At 57.3% G+C, this 13,662-nt stretch carries 19 protein-coding genes, 2 tRNA genes and 1 pseudogene; 13 read left to right on the forward strand and 9 right to left on the reverse strand.

The window, feature by feature from the left end; translation table 11 throughout:
* The first annotated feature begins 18 nt into the window (after positions 1 to 18).
* From FY152_08110 to FY152_08125, 4 genes are all read left to right on the forward strand, one after another.
* Positions 19 to 396 (forward strand): DUF2147 domain-containing protein, encoded by a 378-nt coding sequence (locus tag FY152_08110; GenBank protein UXS32053.1) that lies wholly within the window; start codon positions 19 to 21, stop codon positions 394 to 396.
* Between the two features lie 12 nt (positions 397 to 408).
* A complete protein-coding gene (locus FY152_08115) occupies positions 409 to 840 on the forward strand; it encodes a DUF2177 family protein (GenBank protein ID UXS32054.1) in 432 nt (143 codons plus the stop codon).
* Between the two features lie 131 nt (positions 841 to 971).
* Complete coding sequence (locus tag FY152_08120) at positions 972 to 1,514, forward strand: sigma-70 family RNA polymerase sigma factor (protein ID UXS32055.1); 543 nt, start codon at positions 972 to 974, stop codon at positions 1,512 to 1,514.
* Complete coding sequence (locus FY152_08125; GenBank protein UXS32056.1) at positions 1,511 to 2,221, forward strand: anti-sigma factor; 711 nt, start codon at positions 1,511 to 1,513, stop codon at positions 2,219 to 2,221. The genes FY152_08120 and FY152_08125 overlap by 4 nt, the downstream gene beginning before the upstream one ends.
* A gap of 103 nt (positions 2,222 to 2,324) precedes the next feature.
* Here the strand turns inward: FY152_08125 and FY152_08130 are convergent, their stop codons facing one another.
* From FY152_08130 to FY152_08145, 4 genes are all read right to left on the reverse strand, one after another.
* Positions 2,325 to 2,690: a hypothetical protein gene (locus FY152_08130; protein ID UXS32057.1), complete on the reverse strand. Its 366-nt coding sequence runs from the start codon at positions 2,688 to 2,690 to the stop codon at positions 2,325 to 2,327.
* A 197-nt stretch (positions 2,691 to 2,887) separates the two neighbouring features.
* Positions 2,888 to 3,142, reverse strand: a complete 255-nt coding sequence (locus FY152_08135; protein ID UXS32058.1) for a hypothetical protein — start codon at positions 3,140 to 3,142, stop codon at positions 2,888 to 2,890.
* Between the two features lie 59 nt (positions 3,143 to 3,201).
* Positions 3,202 to 3,396, reverse strand: coding sequence for a hypothetical protein (locus FY152_08140; protein ID UXS32059.1), 195 nt, complete (start codon positions 3,394 to 3,396; stop codon positions 3,202 to 3,204).
* A 44-nt stretch (positions 3,397 to 3,440) separates the two neighbouring features.
* Positions 3,441 to 4,436 (reverse strand): 4-hydroxy-tetrahydrodipicolinate synthase, encoded by a 996-nt coding sequence (locus tag FY152_08145; GenBank protein UXS32060.1) that lies wholly within the window; start codon positions 4,434 to 4,436, stop codon positions 3,441 to 3,443.
* A 930-nt stretch (positions 4,437 to 5,366) separates the two neighbouring features.
* On the opposite strand from FY152_08145, the gene FY152_08150 reads away from it, so the two are divergent.
* The 3 genes and pseudogenes from FY152_08150 to FY152_08160 all read left to right on the forward strand — a co-directional run bounded on the left by FY152_08150 (position 5,367) and on the right by FY152_08160 (position 7,126).
* A complete protein-coding gene (locus FY152_08150) occupies positions 5,367 to 5,735 on the forward strand; it encodes a hypothetical protein (protein ID UXS32061.1) in 369 nt (122 codons plus the stop codon).
* A 390-nt stretch (positions 5,736 to 6,125) separates the two neighbouring features.
* A pseudogene (locus FY152_08155) lies at positions 6,126 to 6,332 on the forward strand (hypothetical protein).
* Between the two features lie 263 nt (positions 6,333 to 6,595).
* A complete protein-coding gene (locus FY152_08160) occupies positions 6,596 to 7,126 on the forward strand; it encodes a hypothetical protein (GenBank protein UXS32062.1) in 531 nt (176 codons plus the stop codon).
* A gap of 40 nt (positions 7,127 to 7,166) precedes the next feature.
* Here the strand turns inward: FY152_08160 and FY152_08165 are convergent.
* Both FY152_08165 and FY152_08170 read right to left on the reverse strand, forming a co-directional pair.
* A tRNA-Gly gene (locus FY152_08165) sits at positions 7,167 to 7,240 on the reverse strand.
* Positions 7,241 to 7,265: 25 nt separating this feature from the next.
* Positions 7,266 to 7,350 (reverse strand) — tRNA-Tyr (locus tag FY152_08170).
* A gap of 210 nt (positions 7,351 to 7,560) precedes the next feature.
* Between FY152_08170 and rlmB the strand changes: the two genes are divergently transcribed.
* From rlmB to FY152_08195, 5 genes are all read left to right on the forward strand, one after another.
* A complete protein-coding gene (gene rlmB / locus FY152_08175) occupies positions 7,561 to 8,448 on the forward strand; it encodes a 23S rRNA (guanosine(2251)-2'-O)-methyltransferase RlmB (protein ID UXS32063.1) in 888 nt (295 codons plus the stop codon).
* A gap of 76 nt (positions 8,449 to 8,524) precedes the next feature.
* Positions 8,525 to 8,917, forward strand: coding sequence for an acyl-CoA thioesterase (locus FY152_08180; GenBank protein UXS32064.1), 393 nt, complete (start codon positions 8,525 to 8,527; stop codon positions 8,915 to 8,917).
* A gap of 6 nt (positions 8,918 to 8,923) precedes the next feature.
* Positions 8,924 to 9,517: a hypothetical protein gene (locus FY152_08185; GenBank protein ID UXS32065.1), complete on the forward strand. Its 594-nt coding sequence runs from the start codon at positions 8,924 to 8,926 to the stop codon at positions 9,515 to 9,517.
* Between the two features lie 69 nt (positions 9,518 to 9,586).
* Positions 9,587 to 10,000, forward strand: a complete 414-nt coding sequence (locus tag FY152_08190; GenBank protein UXS32066.1) for a DUF2946 domain-containing protein — start codon at positions 9,587 to 9,589, stop codon at positions 9,998 to 10,000.
* A 46-nt stretch (positions 10,001 to 10,046) separates the two neighbouring features.
* Entirely contained in the window at positions 10,047 to 11,411 is a 1,365-nt protein-coding gene (locus FY152_08195) for a PepSY domain-containing protein (GenBank protein UXS32067.1), read from the forward strand.
* A gap of 66 nt (positions 11,412 to 11,477) precedes the next feature.
* Here the strand turns inward: FY152_08195 and FY152_08200 are convergent, their stop codons facing one another.
* Entirely contained in the window at positions 11,478 to 11,954 is a 477-nt protein-coding gene (locus tag FY152_08200) for a hypothetical protein (GenBank protein UXS32068.1), read from the reverse strand.
* Positions 11,955 to 11,966: 12 nt separating this feature from the next.
* Positions 11,967 to 12,578 carry an NAD(P)-dependent oxidoreductase gene (locus FY152_08205; GenBank protein ID UXS32069.1) on the reverse strand — a complete coding sequence of 204 codons (612 nt, stop codon included), beginning with the start codon at positions 12,576 to 12,578 and terminating at the stop codon, positions 11,967 to 11,969.
* Between the two features lie 154 nt (positions 12,579 to 12,732).
* Between FY152_08205 and FY152_08210 the strand changes: the two genes are divergently transcribed.
* On the forward strand, positions 12,733 to 13,116 hold the full coding sequence (locus FY152_08210; GenBank protein ID UXS32070.1) for a helix-turn-helix transcriptional regulator: 384 nt from the start codon (positions 12,733 to 12,735) through the stop codon (positions 13,114 to 13,116).
* Positions 13,117 to 13,152: 36 nt separating this feature from the next.
* Here the strand turns inward: FY152_08210 and FY152_08215 are convergent, their stop codons facing one another.
* On the reverse strand, positions 13,153 to 13,614 hold the full coding sequence (locus tag FY152_08215) for a GNAT family N-acetyltransferase (GenBank protein ID UXS32071.1): 462 nt from the start codon (positions 13,612 to 13,614) through the stop codon (positions 13,153 to 13,155).
* Positions 13,615 to 13,662 lie beyond the last annotated feature (48 nt).

Here is a 13,662-nt window from a genome sequence, read left to right on the forward strand (position 1 = left end):
TAACTGCGGAGAAAGACGATGAAAATCAAGACATTGATAATCGCATTCGCCCTGTGTCCGACGCTGGCGGTCTTCGCTGCCGAAGCCGCCGATATCGACGGCAACTGGGCGCGCGGCGACGGCAACGCCAAAGTGCTGATCGCGCCCTGCGGCGACAATATCTGCGCCACCAACACCTGGATCAAGCCGGGCACCCCGAAGGAAAAGACAGGCGATCGGCTGGTCATGGATATAAAGCCCGATGAAAACGGCGTCTATTCGGGCACGGCCTTCGATCCGCAACGCGACAAGTCCTACAGGATAACGGTGACGGTTGACGGCAACAGCATGACCACCAAGGGCTGCATCGTCGCAGGCCTCCTGTGCAAGGGCATCAGCTGGACCCGGATCGAATAGAAAGGAAAGACGATGAAGACCTATCTCGCAGCCTATTTCTTCACGCTCATCGCCTTTCTGGTGATAGATTTCATCTGGCTGAGCACCATGGCCTCGCGCCTCTATCGCCCGGCCATCGGCGATCTCCTGGCTGAAAACTTCCGGCTTGCGCCGGCTGTCATCTTTTATCTCATCTACGCGGCCGGATTGACCTTTCTCGCGGTTCGGCCTGCCCTGATTTCGGGCCAATGGACGACGGCGCTGCTGTATGGTGCAGCCGTCGGTTTCATGGCCTATGCCACATATGATCTCACCAATCAGGCGACATTGAAAAACTGGTCCACGACATTGACTATCGCAGACCTCCTGTGGGGAACCTTCGTTTCCGCCGCGGCCGCCATCATCGGTTACCTCGTCACCGTGCGGCTGGTCGGTCCGCTGGAAAATCCGGCAGGTGTATTATGACCACGGCGACCCTCGCCGATTTTTTCCGCCCGGCCATCATATGGGATGGACGACGCGAACTTCATTTTGCGCTTGTCTTGCCTTCCCGCAAAAGACAACCCTATAAAGGAAGCGCAGCAAGGGACGTTCGAATGCAAGGCACAGAGATCGCAAGCCTTATCAACCGCGTCGGCATGGGCGATCGTTCGGCATTCGTCTCGCTTTATCAGGCCACGAGCCCGAAGCTTTTTGCAATCTGCCTGAAAATCCTGCGTGACAGGACCGAAGCCGAAGAGGCATTGCAGGAAATCTATATCAAGGTCTGGCAGCGCGCCCGCACATTTGCCGCAAGCGCCGGCAAACCGGCGACATGGCTTGCCGCCATCGCCCGCAACCATGCGATCGATACGATCAGGGCGCGCAAACCGTCAACCGACGACATTGACGAGGCTTATGACATTGCCGACGACAGCATCCGTAACCCGGAACAGCAGATCGTGCTGGCGGATGAGGGTCGCAGGATCGATGAATGCATGCGTGAACTCGAAACGGTTCATGCACAGGCGATACGCCGCGCCTATGTCGAGGGCTTGAGCTATCTCGAACTCGCCGAGGAATTGCGGGTACCGCTCAACACGGTCAGAACCTGGCTGAGACGCAGCCTTCTCAAACTCAGAGAGTGCATGCAGCGATGACGACGGGCGAACAGAGCGATGGCATGCATTCGCGCGACGAGGTTCTCGCCGGCGAATATGTGCTTGGCGTGTTGCCGATCGAGAAGCGGCGCGAGGTTGAACGCCGCCTGCAGGACGACAAGGCCTTCGCGCAACTCGTCCAGCGCTGGGAGATGGAATTCTCCGACTTCAACGCCGATTATGAAGAACAGATGCCGGGCGCAACTGTTCTTGCCCGCATAGAGGAACGGCTGTTCGGCCGCAGGGATATCCACGCCAATGGCAGCCTGTGGAGTTCGGCATCCTTCTGGCGGTGGATATCGGTCGCCACAAGCGCAACCGCCGTCGCCGCGGTTGTTTACGCCGCCTTCCCGGACAGATGGCAGGGGACCACCCCTCTCGTCGCCGAACTCGCAACAACGGACAGCCAGGTCAATCTCCTCGCCTCCTACGATGCGGAATCGGGACGGATGCGCATCGTTCCCGTCGCAACCGGCAAGATCGATGAAAAGTCGCTGGAACTGTGGCTCGTGATGGATGGCGGCAAGACGCGCTCGCTCGGCGTATTCCAGCCCGGCGCAAACGGCGATCTCATCATTCCCGCAGATATGCGTGGCAATATCGGCGAAGGCACGACCTTCGCCATCAGCGTCGAGCCCTTCGGTGGCTCACCAACCGGTCAGGCGACCGGTCCCGTCATCGCCGTGGGCACCGCACGCCACCTGTGAGACGATTGAAAGCCCATTCATGAGTTTGCCACTTCATGCGCAAACAAGAAAAGATGCACAGGCTCCAATCGCCGCAGAAAGAAAGTTCAGCGGCGGCTCTCATTCATTCTCCATGTCGGCTGCGGTGATGCAACCATGGCATCTCCACCGGCGAGACAAAGTATGTGATGCCGTGGACATCATCTTTCCAAACCAGATAAGCGGACATGCAGCGTGTCTCCGGGAGGAATCCGATATGGGGTTCGACAAGAAACCGTCCCTCTGATCCGGCGCGGCGTCCAGCATCGAGCGCTTCCCAATAAAAATCCTCAAATTCCTGGAGATCGGCAAGGCGGGAACGCCGAAGGGAGCGTTCCTTCTCTTTGCAGAAGACAGTCGCCAATTTGGCCCTGTAATCGTTACATGGCGTCAACGTCTCCCAATCAACGTCAAGCGTCTGTACGCTGTAGGCAAATAGATCAGTGATCATGTCAGCCTTCACTTAACGCACAACAGCGTAAATAGCGGGCGCAACGACGAGAAAAATCGATCCAGATACGACTACGCCCAAGACAATAAATTCCCACAGAAAGCGTGCTATCGATCGTTGCTGCATCGAAATCGGTATTTTTGGTGACATATCGTAACCTCAGATTCTAACCGCCATCCGACTTGATACGGTCTCGATTAGTGCGTTGTTTTTTCGCGACTGAAGACGTCTCCAACCTCGAGGTGCTGCTCTCCGGTCAAAGACTGAATCTCGTCAGCACTGGCATTGCCCTCCATCTTCGCAAAACGCAGCGCGGCTTCTTTGTCGATAAAAAGCCCCCCTATGAGACCGAGCTTGTCGGAGACGAGCCAGCAGCCTGTCCTGTTTTGGCCCACGGTGAATCGAAAGATGTTTCGCCGCTTGGGTTGAGACACTTTCATTTTTCGTTGCATGATCGAGTCCTGTCGGGAAAAGGTTTTTTCAATGCCGCTTGGCAGAAGGTTGCAGCTTCTTACTGAACCGACTGCATGATCAGCGACACGGCCAGCAGCAGCCCGCCGACAACCGCCAGCAGGCGGAAAAACATTGAGACATCGGTGGACGCTCTGCGTCTGATTGGCGGCACCCGCGGATTGGTTTTGTCTGACATCACTCTCCTGCGAAGTTCCGCCTGTAATCGATAATAAAGACCCAAGGGCTGGTTCATTTCCAAAACTCCAAAAGCGATTGAGGGTTGTGACTAGAAAGCAGTTATTGACGGGAGAAGGCGGAGCGCTGGTCGTTGGAGTTGTCAGCCACCCATCCATCGGCCCGGGCGACCTTTGCTTCGTAGATCAGGTTGCTTTGATTGGCGCTGGTCGTGATTCTCCGCATCGACTTAAGCGCCAGCAGAATGTTTTCTGCCGTCTCCCCATCAACGCCGGTCAGCGGTAGCCGCACCCCATCGTTGATGCCTCGCAAGCACGACAATGCGGACTTGAGGACAGCGGCCTGGCTCTCATGCGCAAATGCTTTTAATAGCAATTGCAACTGCCGATGCACCTGACGTGCCGGCTCCAGATCGCCGCGTCTTATCGCGCGGTGCATGAAGACCACGGCTGACGGGCATATGTTTGCCACCGCCGAAATGGAACCATCGCAACGTGCAATGCTTTCGAAGGGCCCGCTCTCATCTTCTATGAAGTGGGCAATGTTTTCGACGCTTCGATCCTTGCCGATGGTCGCAGATGACGAATCCCAGGCGTCGTCTACAACACCAATGACGGCGGGTATTCGCAGCAGAAGACGAAGTGTCTCCGACTTGATTTCGACACCCGCATGATATGGGTCGTTGTGGATGACAATCGGTATCGTCGTTGCCGTCGTGACCCTTTCAAAATGCTGTATGATCCCCTTCTGGCCGGGACGGTTGTAATATGGCTGCACAATCAGAGCGGCATCCGCGCCGAGTTGTTCCGCTTCCGACGTTCTCTGGCATGTCGTCTCCGTACTGCAGGTGCCCGTTGCCGCGATGATCGGAATGCGTCCTCTGGAAATGTGCACGGCACGGCTTATCAGGCTCCGGCGCTCCACGGCTGACAACGTTGTTCCTTCCCCGATCAGGGAATTGACCACCAGCCCTTCAACACCTTCTTCTATCTGCCATTCCACGATGTGATCGAAGGCTGCGTAGTCTACCTGTCCTTTAAGGAATGGGGTAACGAGAGGCGTCATCACGCCGCCGGGCAAAAGCCTTTTCGCTGTCATGTCAATGATCCTTCCTTTTTTGCGATGTGCTTGGGTTTCGCAGCCTCTTCGAGAGCGTGAGCAGCGCCAGGAACAGAGCGCTTTCCAGATCCTCATGGAGGGCGGTCGACTTTCTCCGCGATCCTCCCAGCATGACGGAGGTGGAACAAAACCAGCCTCGATCGGTACGCCGCAATGTCTCAAGACTTACGGGCGGGCTTTGAGCAGATATCGCGAGCAGCAGCGCATCGAAAATTGCGTTGGCCTGTAGCAAAACCCGAAACCGCCTCCCGGTGGAATTGTCAGGAGAACAGAGTTCAGGCAGCGCACCCTTCATGAAAGACCAGACGTGCTCTTCACGGACTTTCGAACCATTCAGGATACGATTTTGAAGGCTTGCTGTATCTGGACAATCTTGGTGCATCGGAGCTGCTTCATCTGAACATGCTCCACCCTAGTGCCAATCATCATAGGATTTCGATTGGCCTGCGCCGTCTAAGAAATAAAGAAACCATAAGAACACCGCCGGACATTCCGTCCGGGTGTCTCCAATGCCGCGCACTGGCGCGGTTTCCATCAACGCTGGAGAATACAGTGATTTTTACGGCCAACACTGCTTGATGTCACCGCATGCGATTACACGGAGCGCGCGCGAAAAAACGCGGCAAAATAAGCGTATGCTGGACGTGAATGATCGTTCGGGAAAAAGTGGAGCGGGTAGCGGGAATCGAACCCGCGTATTCAGCTCGGAAGGCTTCCATATTGTTCAATGATGTCAATGGTGCCGTGTCACTATGTATTTTTTACGTTCCTCTCCGAACATGAATAGAGGACACGTTTTGTTCACGGTGTTGACTCCCTCCCCACCTATCCCATAATCAGGTTCAGCGCAGGGCGGCGCGCATCACAACATCAAGGGAAAACGAAACTCTGTCACAGGAGGGAAAGCCCGTGCGCGAAGATGAGAAATACCAGCCTAAGCTTGAATCGAAATTGATGTGGCCCGATCTGGTTTGCCCAACTACCGGCGGCATCGTGCAAATGTATACCGCCAAGATAGAGGGTATACAGGCCGCCGCGATCAGAAGAGAAATGGCCGGCCAGAGTAAGGGCATGTGGGTGTGGTCTGGATGCGATGCCGTTCCATTTAATCGTCTGAGCGACGGGCGCCTTGACCAGGGAATGGAGAAGACCGCCCGGCTTGCCGTTCAACGAGCGGAAGAATACTTCTTCGCGCTGATGCCTTCCCCGATACGGGCGAAATGCCGTGTGAAGATCAACAATAAATGGGATCCGGACAATGAGCGATCAGACCAATAAGGCCGGTGACGGCATCCACGAGAACCATTGGTGCGAGCATCCGGGGTGTAAGGAATGGGGCGGCTTCGGGTATTCTTGATCGAAGGCCGACAAGTCATCCTGGCATTGCTGGGTGCATTGTCCGTACAAGGAGCCGCCCAGATGATAACTCGCGTCGCTCGACAGAAGCGCGAGGCCGAAGCATTGGCCGTTAGGGCGAATCCCCGTTACCAAATATTGCCACCATCGCTACCGAGGCAACTCGTCCTATAATCGTCGTGCGCACTGGAAATGTCCTCGACCGTCGCAAGCCACAATTGAGCATTCACCCCTGGTTAAGATCGCAAACGTCATTGTCCATGGAACTGCGACGCTTTGTCGACGTTAAGTCACTCATCGGGAGTCGAAATCATGAGACTATTAAGCTTAGCAATTGGTATGTTGTCCGTCGGTATCCTCTCTGGATGCGTGGATGACAGCGGATATCAATCGGGCGGTTACTACGCGTCGAGCGTTCAGTATCGTTCCAATGAGCGTGAACGATACTACCGCGACTACGACCGGCGCAATTACAATCGTCGCGACTATGTGCGTCGTGACCGTGACCGCCATGATTATGTTCGACCGGAGAGGGGGCCGCAAAGAGATCCTTCCGGAAACAGCAGAGAATGGATCGATCAAGGCGGTGGCAGAGGGTACGAGCGAGCCGTCGTCAACGGGCAGGTCATTTACAGGACGGGGAAACACGTCCAGCCGGGCAACTAAAAGCACGCCGCCAGGTACTGCAGATCGAAGGGCGAACCATCGACTTGGCGCTTTCTGGGCGCACTACCCGCACAAGGATACTGTCAAGGTTGGGGGCGTTCCAAACGGTCAAGCCGATGCGAAATGATCTCCCACATGCGCTCCTGCTCAGATCGGGGCACTATGTCATTCCGGATGGCGGCGATGGAGCTTTCCATTCTTTGCCGATCTTCCGCGCCTCGTGCTTACCGCCAATCCATCTCTTGGCGCGAAACAGTCTTATCGGAAAACAGGCTAAAGGTGCCTTCAATGCGGTCTTGGCGGTTACTGAGCGTGCAATAGACGAATGTACCGGCGGCGATAAGCATCGCAGAGCACACGCCGGCCGCCTCGTGATAGATGAAGACTACGGAAAGCCCTACTGGGATAATCGATACACCGAGAAATTTAAGAAGGTGAGAAATGCTGCCGGCGTTCCATCAAACGTGTGGTCGATGGACTCTCGCGCTGGTGCTGTTTCAGAAACAGTCGAAGCGACGGGATCGCTGGAAGCCGCAAGAGATTTGGCAACGCACACGACGACAAAGACGACTAGGCGCTACAGCCGTGGCGATGGTTTGGAAACGAGCAGGAAGATAGCCGAAGCCAGAGAGAAAAACAGAACCTGACACGTTCTGACACGGCATTGATGTAAGTTGTTGAAAAATATGGAGCGGGTAGCGGGAATCGAACCCGCGTATTCAGCTTGGAAGGCTGCTGCTCTACCATTGAGCTATACCCGCGGTGGTGATTTCGATCCGTGCAGAATGGTGGAGGGAGTTGGATTTGAACCAACGTAGGCGTAGCCAACGGATTTACAGTCCGTCCCCTTTAACCACTCGGGCATCCCTCCAGCTTTCTGCTAGGATCGAGCGACCAAGCTCTTTCAGATTTCGCTGCGGCGAAGCGCCGTTGCGTCGTCTGTGGCGCGTATATGACGGCCTCGTTCGTTTCTGTCAACACGCCCTTTCACGAATTTTCGGGAAAAAATTCAAACATCTTTACCGCCCTGTGGATTATCGCGGGGGCTGGTATACGCCTCTTCCCGGAGATATAAGGCGCCATGAGCAAAGACGATCCCAACAACAAATCCACCCGCGACACGCATTACGCCACCTTGCGCCGTGCCGTGCGCGATGCCAAACGCGAGCGGGGCGAAATTCCAACCCCGCAGCAGCCGAAGCGCAGGAACCGCGGTGCGGATGACTGGAAGCCACCGCAGCTGGCACCCGATCAGGTCCATCTTTACGGCCTGCATACCGTGCGTGCGGCGCTTGCCAATCCCGAGCGGCAGCTGATCAAGCTGTCCGTCACCCAGAACGCCCTTGCGCGTCTGGATATCGGCGAAGCGGATGCCCAGCCCTTCCCGGTCGAGATGGTTTCGCCGCAGGATATCGACAAGGTACTCGGCCCCGAGGCGATTCATCAGGGCGTGATGCTGGAAACCAAGCCGCTGCCGGTCAAGAAGCTCAACGCCTTGCAGGACAGCCCGCTCATCCTCGTGCTTGATCAGGTGACCGATCCGCATAATGTCGGCGCCATCATGCGCTCGGCAGTCGCCTTTAATGCCGGCGCCGTCATCACCACCATGCGCCACAGCCCGACCGAGTCAGGTGTGCTGGCGAAATCCGCCTCCGGCGCGCTGGAACTCATCCCCTATATCCAGGTCACCAATCTGGCCGATGCGCTGGGCGAATTGCACAAGCTCGGCTTCTTCTCCGTGGGACTGGATTCGGAGGGCCCCGCCCCCATCGAACAGACCTTCAGCGGCAAAAAGATCGCGCTGGTCCTGGGCGCCGAAGGCAAGGGACTGCGCCAGAAGACACGCGAAACCGTCTCTGCGCTCGCCCGTCTCGATATGCCTGGCGAGATCAAATCGCTCAACGTATCGAACGCGGCGGCCATCGCCCTTTACGCAACGCAGCAATTTCTGGGCAAAGCCTCGTCCTGAGGCTTTCCCTTCCTTGCGAAATCGCAAAGCGCAACGCATGCTGCGCCTCTGACATTCGCAAGGAGCAAATTGAGACATGACCGACCTGCCCATCAAACCGACCGGCGAGCTGACGCTCAGAACGCTCGCCATGCCGGCAGACGCCAATCCGGCCGGTGATATTTTCGGTGGCTGGGTCATGTCCCAGATGGACTTGGCGAGCGGCATCCGCGCGGCGGAGCGTTCGCGCTGTCGCGTCGTTACGGCGGCGGTCAAGGAAATGGCCTTCGAACTGCCGGTGAAGATTGGCGACACGCTCTCCATCTATACCGATATCGCCCGTGTCGGCCGCACCTCCATCACGTTGACCGTGGAAGCCTGGGCCCAGCGGTCGCGTTACGACAAGCTTGAAAAGGTCACCGCCGGCACCTTCATCATGGTGGCGATGGACGAACACGGGCAACCGACGCCCATTCCTGCGGCGGAGTAAGGCACCATGGAGGCCGCCGTCAACGCTGCGGAAGCCTATTCGCACATCCGTGCCGTCATGGGCATGGTGGTCGGCCTCAGCCTCGCCCGCCTGCTGACCGGTCTCGCCGGTTTCGTCCAGCATCCCAAGAAGGAGCGCATCTATCCCCTGCATATCGGCTGGGTGGCGTTTCTATTCCTGATGCTGGTGCATTTCTGGTGGTGGGAACATCGGCTTTCCGCCACCGGCCACGTGCTGGGCTTCGGCGCTTTCCTCTTCCTCATCCTGTTCTGCTCGCTGTTCTATTTCCTCTGCGTGCTGCTGTTTCCGACGGAGATGAAGGAATATAAGGGATATGAGGATTATTTCTTTTCGCGCAAAAGCTGGTTCTTCGCTTTTCTGGCAGCGCTTTTTATTACGGATGTCGGCGACACGCTGCTGAAGGGACAGGACTACCTCTCCTCCCTCGGCGCGGAATATCTCATCCGTACAGCCATTTACGTCATTCTGTTCACGCTGGCAGTCTTCATCGACAATCGCCGCTTTCACCGGTTTCTCGTGGTTTTCGCGCTGATCTATCAGATCGCCTGGATTTTCCGCACCTACGACCTGCTGGCCTGAAGAAAGACTTCGCCACGCTCGTCATTGTGTCGCGGTGACAATTCGCCGCAAATATGACATTTCGATTGCATGGGATTCATTCGCAGGATCATGCAGGACAGGAGTTCGGCTGGCGCCATCGCCACGCTGGCGGTTTTGCTTTTCCTTTTGCAGGGTCTCGCCAATGGGCTGACCAGCGGCAATATGGCGATGGCCGCGCTTGCCGCGGATGAGATCATCTGTTCCAGCCATATGCTTGAGGGCGGCGGCAAGCGGGACCCGGCCCCAAATCCTGCGAGCAAGATTGCCGCGGACTGCTGCGGCACGCTCTGCCGTCTGGCATCGGCCACGATCGCCACGCTTCCGGTCACGCCTGTCGAACGGGCGGACAGGATCACGCCGACGGATGAAGTCGCTTTTGTGAACTTCGACGCGGCCTTGCCGCCATCGCCACCCAATCTGGAATCGCGCCCACGCGCGCCGCCTTCCGCTCCGCAAAACTGAGACCTTCCCGGCTCGCCGGAAAATCAATCTTCTTGCGGAGACATCCATGTCCGTTACGACCTCTTTCGAGGGCGAGCGCGCGCCTGCGCATTCCTCGTCCGTCAATCTTTACCGCGCCGTATGGCGCTGGCACTTCTATGCCGGCCTCTTCGTCCTGCCCTTCATGATATCGCTCGCCGTAACCGGCGCGCTCTATCTGTTTCGCGACGAAATCGACAATCTCATTCATTCGGATCTGAAGCGCATAGAGGTGGTGCAGGGCGCCCCCAAAGCACTGCCTTCCGAGATCGTGGCGGCAGCCCTCGCAGCCGTTCCCGGCACGGCAGTCAAATATACGACACCGGCCGATCCGGGCGCCTCAACGGAAGTCACCGTCAATACGGCGGATGGGAAACGCGCCGTCTACGTCAACCCCTATACGGCGCAGGTAACCGGCTCCCTGCCGGATCGCGGCACCGTCATGTGGACGATCCGTTACCTACACAGCCTGAAATATTTCGGCACCTACACCCGTTATCTCATCGAGATCGCCGCCGGCTGGTCCATCCTCCTTGTCGCTACCGGCATCTATCTCTGGTGGCCACGCAAGCAGACGGGTGGCGTCGTCACAGTGCGCGGCACGCCCAAAAAACGGGTGTTCTGGCGCGATACCCATGCCGTCACCGGCATTTTTGTCGGCTTTTTCATCGTCTTCCTCGCCGTTACCGGCATGCCCTGGTCTGGCGTGTGGGGTGCGAAGGTGAATGAATGGGCAAATGGCAGCAATTTCGGATATCCGACGGGGGTGCGCACCGATGTTCCCATGTCCGGCGACCATCTCGATCACGTGGCAAAAACGAGCTGGTCGCTGGAACAGGCAAAAATTCCGGAATCGACGGCCGCTGCCGAAAGTCGACCGATCGGAATAGATGAGGCAATCGCCCGTTTCGACGGACTTGGCCTTGCCCCCGGTTATGCGGTGGCCCTTCCGGGGAAACCGACAGGGGTCTATAGCGGCTCGATTTATCCGGACGACCTGGCGCAACAGCGCGTCGTCCATCTCGATCAATATAGCGGCGAACCGCTGATCGACATGAGTTATGCCGATTACGGCCCGCTCGGCAAGGCGCTGGAATGGGGCATCAATGTGCATCTGGGCCAGCAATATGGCCTCGCCAATCAGATAGTGCTCGTGATGGCCTGTATCGGCATCGTCCTGCTTGCCGTATCCGCCGGCATCATGTGGTGGAAGCGTCGCCCGAAAGGTTCACTCGGCGTGCCGCCTTTGCCCCAGGAAAAACGCGTCCTGCGTGGCCTGATCGCTCTGCTCGCCATCGGCGGCATACTGTTCCCGCTGGTGGGCGCGAGCCTGCTGGCAATGCTGGCGCTGGATATGGCCGTTCAGGCACGCCAGAGGCGACGCGCGCTCTGAAAAGACAAACCGGCCGGGAGCAATCCCGGCCGGTTTCATGCTTTTGGCCAGAGGGCGTAAGCCGCCTCAGAACATCGTATTGTTGTTCGCCGCCTTTTCCGGAACCTCCTGGATCACGTCCCAGTGCTCGGTGATCTTGCCGTCGGTGACTCGGAAAATATCGACGATGGCCCTGCCGCGATCACTTTCATTTTCCGTCGAATGAATGTGCAGATAGACCAGATCGCCATCCGTGGCGCTGCGAACGATCCGCGCCTTCGACTGCGGATTCTCCTTGAAGAAGCCGGTAAAATAATTGACGAACGGCGCCTTGCCGTCCGGCACCATCGGGTTGTGCTGCTTGTAGCTGTCGACGAGGACAGCGGCGCCCTTGTCTACCTCATGCTTGTTGAAGACCGTATCGTAGAACTCGATCACCAGTTTGCGATTGGCTTCTTCCTGCGCGAAATCCCGCGTTGCGGTTTGCGCCAGAACGGGCGCAGCCATCAAGGCGGGCACGAGGGCGAAAGCGGCGATGGCAAGACGGCGTGTTACGAAATTCATGGGTGATACCTCTCAATAACCGATGGTGAAACGCTGGCGGGAATGCTGCGGCTTCTCGACTTCATCGACGAGCGCGATGGCATAGTCTTCGAAGGAAATACGGCTGCCTTCGTCATTGCTGAGGAGGCTATCCTTGCCGAGACGGAATTTGCCGGTTCTCTCACCCGGCACGAATTCGGCTGACGGCGACAGGAAGGTCCAGTCGAGCTGCTTTTCCTGCTTCAGAATATCCAGAAACTCCGCACCCTTGGTGGCCTCGGCCTTGTAGGCGGCCGGGAAATCCGGCAGGTCGACCACACGCTGACCCGGTGCGATTTCAAGACTGCCAGCCCCGCCGACCACGAGATAACGCTGAACGCCGGAAGCGCGCACGGCCTCGATCAGAGTTGCCGGATCGCTGGCGGTGAAATGCACCGAGCTAATCACGGCATCGTGACCCTTCAGCAGTTCCGAAAGCCCTGCCTGATCGAAAAGATCGCCCTTCTTTGCCACCACATTCGGCAGGCTGGCGATCTTTTCGGGATTGCGGGCGATTGCCGTCACCTGATGTCCCCGGTCGGAAAGTTCCTTCAGAATACGGGACCCGGCATTGCCGGAAGCGCCGATGAGCGCGATTTTAGCCATGGCTTCTTTCCTCTTGTCACTATCGTTACCGGTCTAGATTATAGACCGCGAACAAGAGCTATGGTATCGCAGCCGTAGTCGCAAGAAGTCAGCGGCGGCTGATCTGGTCACATGGCGATGACCTGCAAGGGTAAAAAGGGCAAGGGGTAAGAACATGGCGGATACGCAGACGAAAGAAGTTTTTCCTTTCGATCAGCCCTGCCCCATCCGCGACGTGCTGGACCGTATCGGCGATCAATGGAGCCTTTTGGTTCTGGAAGCCCTGCAGGGCGGCGTGCTGCGCTTCAACGAGCTGAACCGCAGGATCGACGATATTTCCAAGCAGATGTTGTCGCGTACCCTGAAGCGGCTGGAAGAAGACGGCTTCATCCGCCGCACGCTTTATGCCGAAGTGCCGCCGCGCGTGGAATATGAACTCACCAATCTCGGCCGTTCATTCCTGGTGCCGATGCAGTTGCTGGTGCAATGGGCCGATGAAAACCACGTCCGCATCTGCAGGGCGCGTCAGCAATATTCCGAAAACGACAATCGCAGCTGAGCGCCGACCGGCAGGACGTCGGCTCGCAAACGATGACTAGGCGAGCCGGTAAACCTTGCAGACCAGCCCTTCCGGCTGGCGATAGGTGGTGAAACCCATCGCGTCATAATAATTCTGCCCGAGCAGATTGTCCGCACCGATGCTGGCGTCGATATTTTTCAGGCCGCGAGCCTCCGCCGCCTTTCGCGTCGCTGCGAAGAGAGCGGATCCAATGCCTCTTCGCGCCGCATGCGGGCTGACATGGGTGCCGATGATGCCCCAGCCTTCCGCAACGTCGTAAGGGTTGTCGGCCTGTGCGTAACGCAGCGACTGAAACCCGAGAATGCGACCGTTTTCATCCTCGGCGATCGAACATTCGATGCGGTCCGTGTGCTGAATGTAATTTGCCAGCACCGTATCAATATCCGTTGGCGCTTTTCGGAGACCGGCGGCGAATATCTCGTTCTGAACCGCCGCCATTCCAGCCGCGTCATCAAGTTTTGCAGATCGTATTTTCATCGATACATCACCTCGATTGTTGCGGCTGGCAGACGGTGGCAGTTGCCA

This window comes from Agrobacterium tumefaciens (genome assembly GCA_025560025.1).
In the GTDB taxonomy this organism is placed as follows: Bacteria; Pseudomonadota; Alphaproteobacteria; order Rhizobiales; family Rhizobiaceae; genus Agrobacterium.

Coding starts and splice junctions, on each gene's coding strand:
- FY152_08110 (UXS32053.1), top strand. CDS start 19: ATGAAAATCAAGACATTGATAATCGCATTCGCCCTGTGTCCGACGCTG.
- FY152_08115 (UXS32054.1), top strand. CDS start 409: ATGAAGACCTATCTCGCAGCCTATTTCTTCACGCTCATCGCCTTTCTG.
- FY152_08120 (UXS32055.1), top strand. CDS start 972: ATGCAAGGCACAGAGATCGCAAGCCTTATCAACCGCGTCGGCATGGGC.
- FY152_08125 (UXS32056.1), top strand. CDS start 1,511: ATGACGACGGGCGAACAGAGCGATGGCATGCATTCGCGCGACGAGGTT.
- FY152_08130 (UXS32057.1), bottom strand. CDS start 2,690: ATGATCACTGATCTATTTGCCTACAGCGTACAGACGCTTGACGTTGAT.
- FY152_08135 (UXS32058.1), bottom strand. CDS start 3,142: ATGCAACGAAAAATGAAAGTGTCTCAACCCAAGCGGCGAAACATCTTT.
- FY152_08140 (UXS32059.1), bottom strand. CDS start 3,396: ATGAACCAGCCCTTGGGTCTTTATTATCGATTACAGGCGGAACTTCGC.
- FY152_08145 (UXS32060.1), bottom strand. CDS start 4,436: ATGACAGCGAAAAGGCTTTTGCCCGGCGGCGTGATGACGCCTCTCGTT.
- FY152_08160 (UXS32062.1), top strand. CDS start 6,596: ATGCGAAATGATCTCCCACATGCGCTCCTGCTCAGATCGGGGCACTAT.
- rlmB (UXS32063.1), top strand. CDS start 7,561: ATGAGCAAAGACGATCCCAACAACAAATCCACCCGCGACACGCATTAC.
- FY152_08180 (UXS32064.1), top strand. CDS start 8,525: ATGACCGACCTGCCCATCAAACCGACCGGCGAGCTGACGCTCAGAACG.
- FY152_08185 (UXS32065.1), top strand. CDS start 8,924: ATGGAGGCCGCCGTCAACGCTGCGGAAGCCTATTCGCACATCCGTGCC.
- FY152_08190 (UXS32066.1), top strand. CDS start 9,587: ATGGGATTCATTCGCAGGATCATGCAGGACAGGAGTTCGGCTGGCGCC.
- FY152_08195 (UXS32067.1), top strand. CDS start 10,047: ATGTCCGTTACGACCTCTTTCGAGGGCGAGCGCGCGCCTGCGCATTCC.
- FY152_08200 (UXS32068.1), bottom strand. CDS start 11,954: ATGAATTTCGTAACACGCCGTCTTGCCATCGCCGCTTTCGCCCTCGTG.
- FY152_08205 (UXS32069.1), bottom strand. CDS start 12,578: ATGGCTAAAATCGCGCTCATCGGCGCTTCCGGCAATGCCGGGTCCCGT.
- FY152_08210 (UXS32070.1), top strand. CDS start 12,733: ATGGCGGATACGCAGACGAAAGAAGTTTTTCCTTTCGATCAGCCCTGC.
- FY152_08215 (UXS32071.1), bottom strand. CDS start 13,614: ATGAAAATACGATCTGCAAAACTTGATGACGCGGCTGGAATGGCGGCG.